Consider the following 17,057-nt stretch of genomic DNA (forward strand, 5'->3'; position numbering starts at 1 on the left):
AGACTTACCTCCTTTCAGAAACTGTAATCTGCATTATTTGTTTTTGAATTATATCAAGTTCCTTTATAAGACCTAAAGACTCCTCAAATAATCCTTGTTCCTCATATTCTTTAAGTTTTCCCATAATTCTTTTCTTCGACTCCTCTAGACTAGATTTTTTAATTTCTCTGATATAGTCATTTATAAGTTCTTCGTGGTTATCACTATATATATCATCTATTTGCTGTATATTTATCCACTCTTTAGAGCTTTCTACATCATCGCATTGAATCTCTATTTGTTCAGCTGTAATAGAATTTCCTTGTTCAATAGATTCTATTATTAGATTAAATAACTTTTTGTGGCTATTAAGAATTAAATCTTCGCTATTTATCTGTTTAGTAATATAATTATAATCCTCTGTATCCTCTATCATAAGTTTCAATAAATTGCGCTCTGCCTTTATATAAGCTAGTTCTAAATATAATTTTTGTCCAAAATTCTGTTTAGTATACACGTTTTCCAATTTATTTACATTTTTTTTAGTCTTATTATTTAAAGAATCATAAATTACTTCTTCTTTTATACCCGTTTCTCTGGATACCTTTCTAATGTGAACATCTTTTTCTATTGGTTCTAAGTCCATTATTATTTCACAGACCTTATCTATATACTCAATTATTTCTTCTTGCATAGTTAGATTAAGTCCATAACTAGCTACTTTTATTCTGTATTCTATAAAAGGAATAGCATTTTCAATTAACTTTATAAAAGACTCTTTACCATTATTTTTAATAAACTCATCAGGATCTTTTCCTTCTGGTATAACTAATACTTTAAGATCAAACCCTTCCTTTTTAAGTATCTCTAGTCCTCTTAGTGTAGCACTTTGACCTGCCACATCTGCATCATAGGAAACTATTATCTTATCCGCATACCTTTTAAGCAACTTTACTTGCTCAATTGTAAGTGCTGTTCCTAATGAAGCTACTACATTAGTAATTCCATATTGATGTAACGATATACAATCCATATATCCCTCGACAATAATAAGCGTTCTATATATGTCTGTCTTTACTGCAAAATTTAATCCATATAGATTAATTCCTTTTTTAAATATCTCTGTCTCAGGAGAATTTAAATATTTAGGTTTAGAATCATCTAAAACCCTTCCTCCAAATCCAATAACTCTTCCTCTATAATCAAATACTGGAAATATTACTCGATTTCTAAATCTATCATAATAAGAGTTATTTTTTCCTTTTATAATTAATCCTGCACTAAGTAAATCTAATTCCGTATATCCTTTTCCCTTCAAGTAATTAATTAAATTTCTCCATCCTTCTGGTGCATAACCTAAACCAAAGTTACGTAGTGTTTTAATTGTTAGTCCTCTTCTCAAAAAATAATCTAAAACGTTCTTATTGTTTTGAAGACTCATTAAGAAGAATCTAGCTGCTTCAACATTTAACTTATATAACTTTTCATTTCTGCTCTTTAGTGCAGTATTTTTTGTGTTTTGGGCTTCAATTTCTATATTAGCTTTATCCCCTAAATACTTAACTGCTTCAATAAAAGGCATTTTTTTAATTTTCATTACAAAAGTTATAACGTTACCAGCTTCACCACATCCAAAGCACTTATATATTTGTTTGTCCTGTGATACACTGAAAGAAGGGCTCTTCTCATTGTGAAATGGACATAGTCCCGCATAGTTTCTACCTGCTCTTTTTAGCTTTACACTTTCTGAAACAATATCAACTATATCATTTTGTTCTTTGATTTTTTGAATTATTTCTTCACTTATCAATGAAGTTTTCCCACCTATATAATCAATTTTACGTCAACTCTATATATTTTCGACAAAAAACTTTATATTCCTTCTTTTATTTATATTTTTTGTATCAATATATATATTCTTTATAAACTATAAATATCCTTCAAGTTTTTATCTTTTTCTTTCTTATTAATATACTTTTCCATTTAACTTTAACTATTATTCATTTCCTTAATAAATAACAAATTTAGGTACATACAAATCATTAAATACATATAAACAGTAATCATCACTCATACCTGCGATGTAATCTGTTACCCCTGTATATAAACCTTCTTTTTCCACAATATCAAAATAAAAATTTCCCATTTTATTTGGATTTTGTAAAAAGTAATTATACACTTGTTCTAATACAAACTTAGCTTTTTCTCTCTCATTCTTTAATATTGACCCTTTATATATATTTTTAAACATATAGCTTCTAAGTCCTAAAAGTATAATTTCTATATCTTTACTTAAAGACACCTCTATATTATTATCCTTAATATTTTGTAAAGTTGTATAAATACAGTCTTCAACAAGAATTCCTATTCTATCTCCATGTGTTTTCCCAAGACATTTTATAAATTCTCCTGGTATATCCTGCTCTTTTAATATTCCAGCTCTTATAGAGTCATCAATATCATGATTTACATATGCAATTTTATCGCTATATTTAACTACTTGCCCCTCTAATGTAAATGCTCTATTAGAGTTTGTTCCAAATCCACTATGATGTAATATTCCATCTAATACTTCCTTTGTCAGATTCAAACCCTTTCCATGTTTTTCTATCTTAGTAAGAACCCTTACACTATTTTCATTGTGTCTGAAGCCATTTGGATTTAATATATTTAAAACCTCTTCTCCATTATGTGCAAAGGGAACATGACCTATATCATGTCCAAGAGCAATAGCTTCAATTAAATCTTCATTTAATCCTATTCCTCTACCTATAGTTTTAGCTATCTGTGCTACCTCTAAAGTATGAGTCAATCTAGTTCTATAATGATCTCCCCAAGTTTTTATATACACCTGAGTCTTATGTTTAAGTCTTCTAAATGACTTACTATGAATTATTCTATCTCTATCTATCATAAATGCAGTTCTTATTGTGTCTGATTCTTCACTTCTGTCTCTTCCCAAAGATTTATAAGAAAATCTAGCATCAGGTATCAAGGTGTTTTTCTCATTTTCTTCTATTCTTTCTCGAATATTCATTTAAACACTCCTCCTATGCAAATTTATTATTTTCTTCACCTTTTATTATTTCTATAAATTTATATAAAATCCTTTTTTAATTTAAATGTATAATATATAAGCCTTGTTAATATGTTTATAATAAGATTTATTTTTAAGGAGTGTTATTATGGCAGAATCCGCTAAGATATATAATATAGATTTATTATCAGAAGAGAGTATTAAAATCAATGTACTTCCTCATTATAACCTTGAGAACTCTGTGGTAGATTCAATAAAATTCAAGGATACAGATAAGCAGCGTGCTGTGTATAAAATATCTACTCCAAATAAAAGATTCTGTTTAAAGAAGGTATATTTCAATGAGGAAGAATTACTCTTTGTCTATTCTGCCATTGAATGGCTTCATAGAAATGGTATAAATGTTCCTAGAGTTATACCTAATAAATATAATGGACGATTTGTTAAATATGAAAATATGTTATTTATATTAACTCCTTGGATTGATGGGACAAAATGTAACTATAGCATAAATGAACATATTTCAAAAGCATTTAATACTCTTGGAAAGGTCCATAGTACATCTTCTAGCTTTTTTCCTATAGAAGGAAGTTCCAATCGTATAGGCTGCAGCAACTTATATGAATCAATACACAAGCACTTTCAAAGGTTATTGTCAAACTCTAATTTAGCTTTTAAATATAGAGACAGTTTTTCTAAAATATTTTTAACAAATTTTGATAAGGGCATGTACTTAGCTAGAACCTCTTTGGAATATCTTTCAATCACTGATTTTTCTCAATTAAATGTTTCACTCTGTCATATGGATTATGTAAGTAAAAATTTGATATTAGATAATGATGAGGATATTTGGATTATAGACTTCGATAAATGTAGAATAGATTATTGTATTTATGATTTAGCTTACTTCCTAAGAAGACTTTCAAGAAGAGAAAGAATTAATTGGAATCTTGAGTTAGTATTAAACTGCTTAGAACACTATGAGAAAATTCGTCCTCTAAATTTACATGAATATAGATATTTATTAGGTTACTTATCTTTTCCACAAAAATATTGGAAAATATCTAGAGATTACTATAGAAATATAAATAAATGTAACAAATCTGCTTTTATTAATATGCTAAAAAAATCCGTGAAAAATCTACATTCCGAGATAAAATTTGTAGAAGATTTTGCTAAGTATATAAACACAAAATTTAATATAAAGAATGAATAAAGTCACCGATGTATATTCGGTGACTTTCTCCATAAATATGTCTATTAACTATCTTGGATTTTTTATTTGAGCTTGTGCAGCTGCAAGTCTTGCTATTGGAACTCTAAAAGGTGAACAAGATACATAATCAAGTCCATTTTCATGACAGAATTCAATTGATGATGGATCTCCGCCATGTTCTCCACATATTCCTAGCTTTAATTCTTTTTTCACTTCTCTACCAAGTTGTGTTGCTATTTTAACTAATTTACCTACACCTGTTTGATCAAGCTTTTGGAATGGATCAAATTCATAAATGTTCTTTTCGTAGTAACTATTTAAAAACTTACCAGCATCATCTCTTGAGAATCCAAAAGTCATTTGTGTTAAATCATTTGTTCCAAAAGAGAAGAAGTCTGCTTCTGTAGCTATTTCATCTGCCGTAAGAGCTGCTCTAGGTATCTCTATCATTGTTCCTACCATATATTTTAAATCTATACCTTCACTTGCAATTATCGCATCAGCTGTTTTTACAACAACATCTTTTACATATTTTAATTCTTTTATTTCTCCTATAAGTGGAATCATTATTTCCGGAACTATATCATAGCCTTTATCTCTTTTAACCTGAATTGCAGCTTCTATAACTGCTCTTGTTTGCATTTCAGCAATTTCAGGATATGATACTGTTAAACGGCATCCTCTATGTCCCATCATAGGATTAAATTCATGAAGAGATTCTATTGTTGCCTTTAAATGATCATAAGTTAATCCCATGTCATTTGCAAGCTCTTTTATATCTTCTTCCTCTGTTGGTAAGAATTCATGTAGTGGTGGATCTAAAAATCTTATAGTAGCGGGTCTATACTCTAGAGCCTCGTAAATTCCAATAAAGTCTTCTCTTTGCATTGGAAGTAATTTAGCTAATGCTTTTCTTCTTTGTTCTTCATTTTCTGAAACTATCATTTCACGAACTGCTACAATTCTTTCTTCATCAAAGAACATATGCTCTGTTCTACAAAGACCTACTCCTTCTGCTCCAAAACCTACTGCTTGTTTTGCATCTTTAGGTGTATCTGCGTTAGTTCTTACCTTAAGCTTTCTTATTTCATCAGCCCAAGCCATAAAAGTTCCAAAGTATCCGTCAATTTCTGGTGCTACGGTCTTTATTGATGTTCCATATACATTTCCAGTACTTCCGTCTAGTGATATATAATCTCCTTCTCTGTATGTAGTTCCGCCTGCAGTGAAAACTTTATTATCCTCATCAACCTTTATTTCACCACAACCAGCTACACAACAAGTACCCATTCCTCTAGCAACAACTGCTGCATGAGATGTCATCCCGCCTCTAACTGTAAGTATTCCTTCTGCTGCAATCATTCCTTCAATGTCTTCTGGAGAAGTCTCAACTCTTACTAAAACTACTTTTTCCCCTTTTGCATGATTATCTTTAGCATCTTGTGCTGTAAAGTAAACTTTACCACAAGCAGCTCCTGGTGATGCAGGTAATCCTTTAGTTATAGGAATAGCTTTATTTAAATCTTCTTCATCAAAGGCAGGATGCAAAAGTGTATCTAACTGTTTTGGATCCACTTTTAATAGAGCTTCTTCCTTAGTTAATACTCCCTCTTCAACTAAATTAACAGCAATTTTCAAACCAGCTTGAACTGTTCTCTTACCATTTCTAGTTTGTAGGAAATATAATTTTCCTTGTTCTATAGTAAACTCCATATCTTGCATATCTTTATAATGAGCTTCAAGTCTATTTGCTATGCTTATAAACTCATTGTAACACTCAGGAAGTTCTTCTTCTAATTTAGATATTGGCTGAGGTGTTCTAATACCAGCAACAACATCTTCTCCTTGAGCATTTATTAAGTACTCTCCAAATATTATATTTTCACCTGTTCCAGGATCTCTTGTAAATGCAACTCCTGTTCCAGAATTATCTCCCATATTTCCAAAAACCATAGACTGTACATTAACTGCTGTTCCCCAGCTTGAAGGAATATCATGTAATCTTCTGTATACTATAGCTCTTGTATTTTGCCATGATTCAAATACTGCTTTTACAGCATCCATAAGCTGTTCTTTAGGATCTTCTGGGAATTCTTTTCCCATTTCCTTTAAAAATAATGCTTTATACTTAACAACTATCTCTTTTAAGTCTTCAGCATTTAAGTCTGTATCGTATTCAACACCTTTTGCTTCTTTTACTTCTTCTAAAATATTTTCAAATTTTCTTTTTTCAATTCCAATTGCAACATCTGAAAACATCTGAATAAATCTTCTATAAGAATCATATGCAAACCTTTCATTTCCTGTAAGCTTTGCAACACCTTGTACTGACTCATCATTTAAACCTAGATTTAATACTGTATCCATCATTCCTGGCATAGATACTCTTGCCCCTGATCTTACTGATACAAGAAGTGGATTGTTTTTATCTCCAAAAACTTTGCCTGTAGCTTCTTCAGTCTTTGATAGTGAATACATTATTTCATTGATAATATCTTCTGAAATTACTTCTCCATCTTCATAATACTTAGTACATGCTTCTGTTGTAATTGTAAATCCTTCTGGAACAGGAATACCAAGGTTAGTCATTTCAGCAAGGTTAGCCCCTTTACCTCCAAGAAGATTTTTCATTCCTGCATTACCTTCATTAAAAAGGTATACATATTTCTTTTTGTCCATCCTATACCATCCCCTCATTATAAATATTTATTATTTTTAATAGTTCTAACTTTCAAATTTTCTAAGTATCTTCACTTAATTTAACAAAAAGACGTGTTATATTTGTTTTAGAAAGCTTTCCTATAACCTTAATCTTATCTACGCCTTCTTCAAGGACCTTTTCAACTACAGGAAGACTATCAACTTCTCTATCAATAATCTTTTTTGCTGCTTCATAGGCAGAATCATCTGGTTCAACGTATATTATATTAGGCATTCTAGTCATAATAATTCCTACTGGCACCTTATTTATATCGGTTCCACCTATAGCTGTCTTTAGGAAATCTTTTCTTGAAACTGCTCCAACCAAATATCCATTGTTCTCTACGAAGATTGTACCAACATCATTTAAAAAAAGATTAACTATAGCATTATATACAGTAGTTTGCTCATCTACAGTAACAGGCTTTGACATTAAGTCTTTAACTTTAATTTTTTTTACGTATTCATATACTAAACCTTCTGAAGGCTTCTGTGAGCAAATATAACCTACCTTTGGTCTTGCTTCTAATAAGCCAATCATCGTTAATATAGATAAATCTGGTCTTAATGCAGCTCTAGTAAGTCCTAACTTACTTGCTAATTGTTCGCTTGTTATAGGTTGATTTTCTTTAACTAACTCTATAATTTCTTTTTGCCTATCTGATAGATTAATTTTCGTCGACCTCCTTGTTAAAATTACCAAACTAATTATAACACACATTTCAATAAATAGTATATCACTTTTTCTTATTTATGTGTCATTTATTATAATTAATTCCGCAATTAATATATTTATCTTCAAAATTCTTCTATTATTAACTTTTCTTTATTAAAAACTTATAATTTACTCTTTTACATAATTAATTATTTTAGGAACTTAATTCCATAATTTAAAACAAAACAAAAACGACAGTATTATCTGTCGTCTTCACTTTTATTTTCATTTTTTTTGTCCTCATCTTCAAAAGTTACAGTATATTGATATACGTTATCCTCTTTTGTTGAATCAGCTTTTTTATCAAACTTTTCTTTCATATCTTGTGTTAAATCATCTACTTTTTCCTTAACATCATGTGTTAAGTCATCTACTTTTTCTTTTACATCTTTAGCTCTATTTTTTATAATTTTATTTACAATCTCTACAGAACCATCGCTTTTTATAATTTCAATAGTTATCTTTGTAAATACAGCTGTTAACACTCCTAAAGCAATAAGTGGCGGATACGCAAATGCCATTATTCCTGCAGCTACTCCTGCATTGACTGGAATATCAGCAATTTCTTTATCATCTTTCTTAATTCTTATTCTTGTTACATTTCCTTTTTTAATAACTTCTCTTATCCACGCCATCATTTCATCTTTCGTTGTGTATATATCATCTTTCATGGTCTTATTTTTATTCTCAATAAATATTAATGCATCTACTACATTACCTTCACATTCTTCTAAAGCTTCTTTTGCATCAGTATAGCTTACACCTGTTCTTTGTCTGATTATGTCAATTTTTTCTAGAGAAATTTCAATCATTTTTTTCACTCCTTCAAATATTCTAAGATTTCAAGACTTTTTGGTTTTTTTTCATAGCTTTGACAGATAAATATATTTAAAATTTTATATATTTCATCTTTTAAATTCTTTGGTACTGAAATTCTGTGTATGTTTTCAATAGGACTTCTATCTAAAAACTTTAAAATGTTGTACGCAGCATAACTTATACCTATACCACCAATCCTATTACACTTATCACATGTTCCACCGTGATATTGTATGCTTAAATAACTTGATTTATTTATATTATTACCACATATACAACACTTTTCAAAATCAAATCCAAATCCTGTACTTTTTAAAATTTTAAGTTCCAAAGTTCTAGCTAAGAGTTCAGTATCTGCAGCGTTACTCTTCACAAGGTAAAAAGCTTTAATAAATTCTCTAAATAAATCTCTATTACTTTCTTCTTCTTGTAAAGCTATTAGAATTAATTCACAGAAATATGAACCATAAGTTATACTATCTATATCTTTCAATATCCCTTGAAAAGAGTCTATTATTTCTACTTCATTAACACTATACAAATTCTTTCCTCTATATAAAATATATTCACCAAAGCAAAAAGGTTGAGTAGATGATAGAAATTTACTTTTACTACGTTTAGCTCCTCTAGCTATAGCAGACACTTTTCCAATCTTTTCAGTAAATAGCCATAAAAGCTTGTCATTTTCTTTAAATTCTTGAGTCTTAATCACTATAGCTCTAGTTTTGAATATTGACAGACGACCATCTCCTAAATATATTATAACCTAATTTTAAGAATAAATAACAATTTTTTTCTACGTAATTATTCTTTATATCCAAGTTCTTTTAACAAGAAGCTACTATCTCTCCACTCTTTCTTCACTTTAACCCATATTTTTAGGTTAACTTTACTGTCTAAGAATTTCTCCATATCTTGTCTAGCATAGGTAGAAATTCTTTTTAGCATTTGACCGCCTTTACCTATAATTATGCCCTTATGTGAATCTTTTTCACACAGTATGTTTGCATCAATATGATAAGTACCTTTTTCATTTTGCTTCATTCCTAGTATTTCGATTGCAATACCATGGGGTACTTCCTCTGATAATAGTCTCAAAGCCTTTTCCCTAATAATTTCAGAAATTATAAATCTCTCTTGTTGATCAGTTATCATGTCCTCTGGATAATATTTTGGCCCTTCAGGCATGTATTTAACCATCAATTCTACAAGAACTTCTATATTATTTCCTTTTTTCGCAGATATCGGTATTATTTCAGCAAACTCCATATATTTAGAATAGGCTTCAAGAGTTTTTGCTACTAGTTCCTGTGGATTTTCATCAACTTTATTAATAACTAAAAACACTGGCTTTTTAATATCTTTTAAATTCTCAAGAATTCGTTCATCGCCTTTTCCTATTTCTTCTTGAGGATTTGTCATAAATACTACTAAATCTACCTCTTTTGTAGATGATTCTGCTACCTTAACCATATATTCACCTAGTTTATGCCTTGGCTTATGTATACCTGGTGTATCTACAAATATAAGTTGATATTCCTCTTTTGTTAGAACTGAATTAAGATTATTTCTAGTAGTTTGTGGCTTACATGATACTATTGAGAGTTTTTCCCCCATTATTTTATTTGTAAGTGTAGATTTCCCTACATTTGGTCTTCCTATTATAGTTATAAATCCTGATTTAAACATATATCCTCCTTATTTATTTAAGTCTTCTTTTGTAAACGGGTTTGGCAATATATCCTCTAAACTTTTAATTATATAATCATCTTCATTTTTTATGAGAATAATATCTGTATTTTTATCTGAAAACTCACTAATTACCTGTCTGCATATCCCGCAAGGAGCAGTATGTGTTGATAAGTCACCTACTATTGCAATGGCTTTTAGCTTTTTGTTTCCTTCAGCAACAGCTCTAAAAATCGCTGTTCTCTCTCCACAATTGGTTGCACCATAAGATGCATTTTCTATATTACATCCTCCGTATACTTTTCCATCGTCCATGAGTACAGCGGCACCTACTTTAAAGTTTGAATATGGAACATATGCATTTTCTCTATATCTTATAGCTTCCTTCACTAATTCTTTATATTCCATTCTTTTTCCTCCATAGGATTATTTTTGAATATTGCACTTTAAATTATAACATGTGTTATATGTAATTCAAAATTATAAATGAAAGATTTATAATCTTTTTATAATATTTTAAATATTAACAAAGTTAATAGAGTTCCAAAAATCCCTCCAACTAACACTTCATAAATAGAATGTACTTCTGAGTCCACCCTACTTTGAGCTACTATAAATGACATAATATAACTTAATATTATAACTGTTGGATCTTCTGTAAGTAATGCAATAGTTGTTGATATAGAAAAACCTATTGCACTATGACCGCTTGGCATTCCTCCTTTTAAAGGAGTTCCTTCTCCAAATATAGCCTTAACTATTATTGTGGATAAAGAAACAATTACTAAAATTAAAAAAATCATATATGGATCTGAATCTTTTATTTTTTTTATTACTATAAACGTAAAGGGAATTAATCTATCCCAAAATATAATATACCCTACTAATACAGAATTTATAGCTGTTACTAAAACAGCTCCTGCTGCAACATTTTTTGCGATTTTTGCTAAGGGATGATAATAATTAGTTGTAGCATCTATAGCACATTCTACAGCTGTATTTATCATCTCTCCCATTAAAACCATAGTTATTGTCATAGTCAATACTAATAGTTCTAATTTGCTTAAATCATAAAAGAAACATGCACTTAATACTGCTAAAGCTGCAACCATATGTATTTTCATATTTCTTTGAGTTCTTACTGTATAAATCATTCCTTCAATTGCGAAATTAAAACTGTCTACTATTTTTTTTACCTTCTTCATTTATATCCTCCACCCACCTCATAGAACCAAATTATGACATGCAACTCTCTATAGCTGCATGTCATATTGGATTTAAACTATTAATTCTCTCTACTTATTCTAAACTTTTCTAATATATCTTCTTCTCTGCTTCTCATTATATCTTTTTCATTATCTTTCATATGATCATATCCTAAAAGATGAAGTATAGAGTGTACTGTTAAATAACATACCTCTCTCATAAATGAATGTCCATACTCTTCACTTTGTTCTAGCGCTTTCTCTAAAGATAGTACGATATCCCCTAATACCAGTTCACCTTCATCTAAATCTTCAATTCTAAATTCATAATTTTCATACTGATCTTTATATACCTTATTCTCTTCATATTCTAACATAGGAAAAGATAATACATCAGTAGTCTTATCTATTCCTCTCTGCTCTCTATTTATCTCTCTAATTGACTCATCATCTACAAATAAAACACTTATTTGAGTATTTACTTTCACCTTTTCTTCTTTTAAAGCATACTGGATTACACTATTTATATTTTTAATTACCTCTTCACTAACTTTAACTTTATCTTGCCTATCGTCTATATATATCATAATATCTTCTCCTTTTGTGTAAATCAAACTACTTATCGAACTCATAACCTTTAGCTCCGACCCAAGCCCTAGAATTCAGTTAATCAAATTTAAAATTACATTTATTTTACTTTTCTGTAGGATATTCAATTCTCTGATGATATATACCTGATAAAGCCTTTAAAAAAGCTGCTCTAATTAGACTAATTTCCTTTAATGTTAAATCACAATTATCTAATTGACCTTCATTTAATCTAGATTTTATTATATTGTTTACCATCTCTTCTATTTTACCCTTAGTTGGTTCACTTATAGATCTAACAGCAGCTTCTACACTATCAGCTAACATAAGAATAGCCATCTCTTTACTTTCCGGAATTGGTCCTGGATACTTAAAATCATCTTCTTTAATTTCTTCTGGTTTATCGCTAGTATTTTTAGCTGTTACATAAAAATACTTTACTAAAGATGTTCCATGATGTTGTTGAATAGCGTCTTTAATGATTTTAGGTAACTTGTATTCTTTGGCAATCTCAAGACCATCCTTCACATGAGATGTTATAATAAGAGTGCTAAGATTGGGATTAATTTTACTATGCGGATTGTCCTTTCCAACCTGATTCTCTTTAAAAAACATAGGTCTTCTTATTTTGCCGATATCATGATAATATGCAGCAACTCTTGCTAAAACCGGATTCCCTCCTACTTGTTCTGCTGCTACCTCTGCTAAATTTGCCACTAGTATACTATGGTGATATGTGCCCGGTGCTTCTAATAATAATCTTTTTTGCACTGGATTATTTGGATTAGATAACTCTAAAAGTTTAATTGTTGTAACAATATCAAAAGTACTTTCAAAGAAAGGAAGAAATCCAATTGTTAAAATAGCTGCTGTTATACTACCAGCAAAAGAGTATCCTGACTTTTTAAATACCTCTAACAAATTGTTACTTAACAAAAATCCAACAGTAAAAGTAAGTACAACATTCATAATACCTACGAAGAGGGATGCATATAAAATATCATTCCTTTGCTGTAATTTCTTTAACGCTACTGCTCCCAAAATACTATTTAATATAGCAAGTAAAGTTATCTCTATATTAAACTGAACTACTGCACTTATTAAAATACAATTAATTATGTTTGAGGTTATAGAAACTTTATAGTTTATTAGCAATGTAAATAGCATAGGTACACAAGCTAGGGGTATTAAAAATGGAGATATTATAGATAATGTTCTAGCTAATAGCAATGAAATACAGGTTAAAACGCTTACTAAAATTAATTTTCCCAAATCATAATATAATTCTTTATAATATTTATAAAGATAGAACCATTGTAAAAACATAACTAAAGTTACTAATGCAATTATTGCTACATAAATATACTTATTTGTAGTGTTATCTAGAAGCCCTAAGTCGCTTAAAATAACTAAATCTCTATTAGTTATAGGTTCTCCTTCTTTCACTACTATCTGTCCCTTTTTTATTGTTATTGGATCAACAGATCTCTTAGCCTCTGATTTTAATTCATTAGTTTTTTCTTCATCATAGAAGAAGTTAGGCTTTATTTCTAAAATTCCTATTCTTATTCCAAGATCTCTTAATACCTTTGATAGCTTTGAACTATTAAAATTTACCGTAATAGCATCCTGTGCCTTTCTTATATCTTCTGGATTATCTTCTCTTATATCTAAATCTAGTACACTATTCATTATATTAATTAAATTCTCATGTAAAACTTTTAATTGTGCCTTATCTAATGTCAATAAGCTTTTAATCTCTTCTTCTGACAGACTTATTTCAGCTTCTTTCCTTAACTCTTCAATCTTTTCTTTCTCATTTAAGTCTCTTTCAATTAATTTGTTTGCCTGAAAAAATAAATTTTCTATTTGCTCTAAAGCTTCTTTTCGTATTTCTAAGTTTTTATTGTATTGAAGTGGTACAGACTGAATTTTCTGTTTTTGTTTCTCCTCTGTATTAAGCTTATCTGTAACTTCTTTGATTGCTTTAATATCAAACTGAGCAATATCTCCTTCTTGTAAATCATACTTTTTTGTTACAAGAGAGGTCATTATAATACCGGATATAAAAAGACAAGTAATTATGAAAGTTACTAATCTCTTAAAATTATTATTTTCCAGAATTTTTCCTATTCCACTCATCTATAACCACGTCCTCGTTTATTTAATCCTTATCTTAAGCTATTTAATTTCTCTTTATTTTCTTTCTCTTTTTCATTGAATTTTTCTATATCACTCTGCTGTATTTTTTCTAGCTTAGCTATATTTTCTTCTACAACTAGCACAACTCTTATATCATATTTACTATCAATTTCTTTAATATCAACTATCCTATCTACTATTTTAACAGATTTATCTAATTTTACAATTATGTTTGAAAAAAGTTCACTTGTCATCTCTTTCTCAACCTTATTTTTATCTAATCTAACATCTTTTTCATTTACTTCATAATAAATACGTTTCTTTATAAAAATATTATCCTGAAAGACCTTATCACTATTTTTAAATTGATTTTTAGACTTTTTAAGGTAAATCTTCTTCCCTAGAACTTCTATATAAATTTCTGCATCCTGATTTCCAGTTCTATCTCTTTGTATTTTTGTTACAGGCACTTTAATTTTCTCTTCATAAAAAGTTCTTGCTATAACATCAGCATCAGCATGAACTAAATAAGTACTACCCTCTTTACCTTGTTCCCCTTTAACTAATATATTTCCTTGCTTTACTATGTCTCCTGGCTTTATAGAGGCCGTGCCTGCTTTACTATACACTCTCACAACTTCTCCATCTTTTTTAGCTACAATATTGCATGGAGTATCATCTATTATAATTTCAGGCGGTTCTTGTCTTTCAGCTATACTTAGATTTAAATTAGTTCCTTCAACTCTTGCTCTTACCCACATAATATCTGAATTTTCTTTAGCGATTTTTTCCTCTAGTTCATATACATCTATTTTTCCTTTTCTTATACCAGGCTTAATTCCAACTTTTTTTAACTGCTGTCTTATTTCATAAGGAGTTACACTTCTCTCAGTGGTAATATTTACTCCCCATATAAATGTAGACATATAATATATTACCCCTGCGAATATAAATATACCTCCAAGTAAAGTTTGCCTTCTTCTAGTTTTTATCATAAAAAAGGATATTCCTCTTCTATCTAAAATTTTTATTCTAGCATCAGTCTTTTTTACTATATTATTTATTATACTATAATCTTTTAAATTAGTATCAAAACAAATTGTTGTAATATTTTTTCTTTTTATATTTTTCATATTAACTTTATTTTTCCATAATAGGTTTATAATCTTTTCCGGCATAAAAGATTGAATCTCAACAGTTATTATTCCTTTTTTATATTTTTCAAAATTAAATTTACTCATAGTATGTTCCCCTCATAATTCACCGATTTAAATTTCCCTCCTAATACAACTGTACTTCCACCTATAAATAAAATCTCTAGTTTTTTTCCATGTAATGATATAACCCCTACGTTGGAATTCACTTTTATTTCATCTTCTCCAAACATAATTATGCCTTTATGATTTTCAATTATTAATTCGTTATCTCCAGTAATAATTATTTTTGGTATATCTAAAACAATATCTCTTGGTAGATCAAGTTTTTGTGCCATATCTTCCTTAGCCTTATATACTTTTTCCCTCACTTTATACTCCCCTAAATATTACTTCCATAATAATCTATGAGTTTTTTCTATAAGAAATTACTGTTTTAATATAAAATAAAAAAGTCGGCTACGCCGATTTTTTTCGCTATGGGGACCTAGTCCCCCTTCGACGACGCCATATAAGTTTATCCACAAAAAGATAAACTTATAATTTACTATAAAATAAAAAGGCCCAGTTTTCACTGGACCTTAAAATAAGCTTTTCAGCTATTATTATTTAACTTAAATGTTGCTTAACTATCAAGCTTACAAGTGTACCATCTGCGCAGCCTTTTAATTTAGACATAGCAGCAGACATTACTTTTCCCATATCTCTTATACTATTTGCCCCTGTTTCATAGACGACTTGTTGAACTATATCAGCAATCTCTTCCTCGGTCAACTGCTTAGGAAGGTACTCTAATAAAATCTCTATTTCTGACTTAGTCTGTTCAACCAAATCTTGTCTATTGCCTTTTTCAAACTCAGCAATTGCTTCTTTTCTACGCTTTACTTCTCTTGATAAAATTTCAACAACTTCTTCATCATCTAAAGTTCTATTATCAACTTTTTCGGCTTGTAAAACAGCGGCTCTTGCCATATTTATGTTACTGGCTCTGAACTTATCTTTCGACTTCATTGCGTTCTTCCAGTCTTCCTGCAATCTTTCTTTAAGAGACATATTTGAGCTACCTTCTTTCAATAATTCTTATTTTATCTTAGTCTTTCTTCTTCTTGCAGCTTCAGATTTTTTCTTTCTCTTTACGCTTGGCTTTTCATAATGTTCTCTTTTTCTAACTTCAGATAAAACACCTGCTTTTGCACAAGATCTTTTAAATCTTTTTAATGCACTTTCTAATGTTTCATTTTCTCTTAATTTAACTTCTGACATTGATAATCCCTCCCTCCCTAGCAGTATCAAAACCTAAGTATTTTGCAGTATATGAGGGCAAAATAGCACATTGGTAATTATACAACATTTTTTTGCAAATTGTCAACTACTTTCATATCTTAACCTAATTTTCTTATACTTAACCTGGTGGCCAAATTAGCTTTCTTCCACCTACTATATGAAAATGGATATGTTGCACCTCTTGACCCCCATTATCTCCACAATTATTTATTACTCTATACCCACTTTCATAGATATTTAATTGTTTTGCAATTTGAGGAATGCATTTTAACATATGAGACATTATATCTATATTATCTTCATTTAACTCATTAATACTTTTAATGTGATTTTTAGGTATTAAGAGAACATGCACAGGGGCCACTGGATTAATATCTTCAAACCCAAGTACCACATCATCTTCGTATACTTTTTTACAAGGTATTTCTCCTTTTACAATTCTACAGAAGATGCAATCTTCCATGATATTCACCTCCTTACCTCTGCTTTTTATATTCAACAATAATATAAATTTTCCTTCTTAAAATAT

The 17,057-nt window shown here is 29.5% G+C and carries 17 protein-coding genes; 1 reads left to right on the forward strand and 16 read right to left on the reverse strand.

Features of this window, described 5'->3' with window-relative positions; genetic code table 11:
- Positions 1-4 precede the first annotated feature (4 nt).
- Positions 5-1,789, reverse strand: coding sequence for a DNA primase (gene dnaG / locus ACX0KU_RS14310; RefSeq protein ID WP_472990646.1), 1,785 nt, complete (start codon positions 1,787-1,789; stop codon positions 5-7).
- Positions 1,790-1,987: 198 nt separating this feature from the next.
- Positions 1,988-3,016 carry a deoxyguanosinetriphosphate triphosphohydrolase gene (locus ACX0KU_RS14315; RefSeq protein ID WP_472990647.1) on the reverse strand — a complete coding sequence of 343 codons (1,029 nt, stop codon included), beginning with the start codon at positions 3,014-3,016 and terminating at the stop codon, positions 1,988-1,990.
- Between the two features lie 148 nt (positions 3,017-3,164).
- Here ACX0KU_RS14315 and ACX0KU_RS14320 point away from each other — a divergent pair, with 148 nt between their 5' ends.
- Positions 3,165-4,232 carry a CotS family spore coat protein gene (locus tag ACX0KU_RS14320; protein WP_472990648.1) on the forward strand — a complete coding sequence of 356 codons (1,068 nt, stop codon included), beginning with the start codon at positions 3,165-3,167 and terminating at the stop codon, positions 4,230-4,232.
- Positions 4,233-4,280: 48 nt separating this feature from the next.
- Here ACX0KU_RS14320 and ppdK read toward each other — a convergent pair whose 3' ends face one another.
- The 14 genes from ppdK to ACX0KU_RS14390 form a co-directional block, all read right to left on the reverse strand.
- Positions 4,281-6,911 (reverse strand): pyruvate, phosphate dikinase, encoded by a 2,631-nt coding sequence (ppdK, locus tag ACX0KU_RS14325; RefSeq protein ID WP_472990649.1) that lies wholly within the window; start codon positions 6,909-6,911, stop codon positions 4,281-4,283.
- A 61-nt stretch (positions 6,912-6,972) separates the two neighbouring features.
- Positions 6,973-7,629 (reverse strand): helix-turn-helix transcriptional regulator, encoded by a 657-nt coding sequence (locus ACX0KU_RS14330; RefSeq protein WP_472992466.1) that lies wholly within the window; start codon positions 7,627-7,629, stop codon positions 6,973-6,975.
- 218 nt (positions 7,630-7,847) lie between these two features.
- Complete coding sequence (locus ACX0KU_RS14335; RefSeq protein ID WP_472990650.1) at positions 7,848-8,459, reverse strand: DUF4342 domain-containing protein; 612 nt, start codon at positions 8,457-8,459, stop codon at positions 7,848-7,850.
- Positions 8,460-8,464: 5 nt separating this feature from the next.
- Positions 8,465-9,226, reverse strand: coding sequence for a DNA repair protein RecO (recO, locus tag ACX0KU_RS14340; protein ID WP_472992467.1), 762 nt, complete (start codon positions 9,224-9,226; stop codon positions 8,465-8,467).
- Between the two features lie 44 nt (positions 9,227-9,270).
- Positions 9,271-10,155, reverse strand: a complete 885-nt coding sequence (gene era, locus ACX0KU_RS14345) for a GTPase Era (RefSeq protein WP_472990651.1) — start codon at positions 10,153-10,155, stop codon at positions 9,271-9,273.
- Positions 10,156-10,164: 9 nt separating this feature from the next.
- Entirely contained in the window at positions 10,165-10,563 is a 399-nt protein-coding gene (locus tag ACX0KU_RS14350; RefSeq protein WP_472990652.1) for a cytidine deaminase, read from the reverse strand.
- A gap of 98 nt (positions 10,564-10,661) precedes the next feature.
- Positions 10,662-11,360, reverse strand: coding sequence for a diacylglycerol kinase (locus tag ACX0KU_RS14355; protein WP_472990653.1), 699 nt, complete (start codon positions 11,358-11,360; stop codon positions 10,662-10,664).
- 80 nt (positions 11,361-11,440) lie between these two features.
- Positions 11,441-11,947 (reverse strand): rRNA maturation RNase YbeY, encoded by a 507-nt coding sequence (gene ybeY, locus ACX0KU_RS14360; protein WP_472992468.1) that lies wholly within the window; start codon positions 11,945-11,947, stop codon positions 11,441-11,443.
- Positions 11,948-12,053: 106 nt separating this feature from the next.
- Positions 12,054-14,090, reverse strand: coding sequence for an HD family phosphohydrolase (locus tag ACX0KU_RS14365; RefSeq protein ID WP_472990654.1), 2,037 nt, complete (start codon positions 14,088-14,090; stop codon positions 12,054-12,056).
- 29 nt (positions 14,091-14,119) lie between these two features.
- On the reverse strand, positions 14,120-15,331 hold the full coding sequence (yqfD, locus tag ACX0KU_RS14370) for a sporulation protein YqfD (protein ID WP_472990655.1): 1,212 nt from the start codon (positions 15,329-15,331) through the stop codon (positions 14,120-14,122).
- Positions 15,328-15,615 carry a sporulation protein YqfC gene (yqfC, locus tag ACX0KU_RS14375; RefSeq protein WP_472990656.1) on the reverse strand — a complete coding sequence of 96 codons (288 nt, stop codon included), beginning with the start codon at positions 15,613-15,615 and terminating at the stop codon, positions 15,328-15,330. The genes yqfD and yqfC overlap by 4 nt, the downstream gene beginning before the upstream one ends.
- A 238-nt stretch (positions 15,616-15,853) precedes the next feature.
- Complete coding sequence (locus ACX0KU_RS14380) at positions 15,854-16,297, reverse strand: GatB/YqeY domain-containing protein (RefSeq protein WP_472992469.1); 444 nt, start codon at positions 16,295-16,297, stop codon at positions 15,854-15,856.
- A 27-nt stretch (positions 16,298-16,324) separates the two neighbouring features.
- The gene (rpsU, locus tag ACX0KU_RS14385) at positions 16,325-16,507 is read right to left on the reverse strand and encodes a 30S ribosomal protein S21 (RefSeq protein ID WP_472990657.1); all 183 of its coding nucleotides are present in this window, start codon (positions 16,505-16,507) and stop codon (positions 16,325-16,327) included.
- A 139-nt stretch (positions 16,508-16,646) separates the two neighbouring features.
- Positions 16,647-16,991, reverse strand: coding sequence for a histidine triad nucleotide-binding protein (locus ACX0KU_RS14390; protein ID WP_472990658.1), 345 nt, complete (start codon positions 16,989-16,991; stop codon positions 16,647-16,649).
- Positions 16,992-17,057 lie beyond the last annotated feature (66 nt).

Source organism: Clostridium sp. X (genome assembly GCF_055755365.1).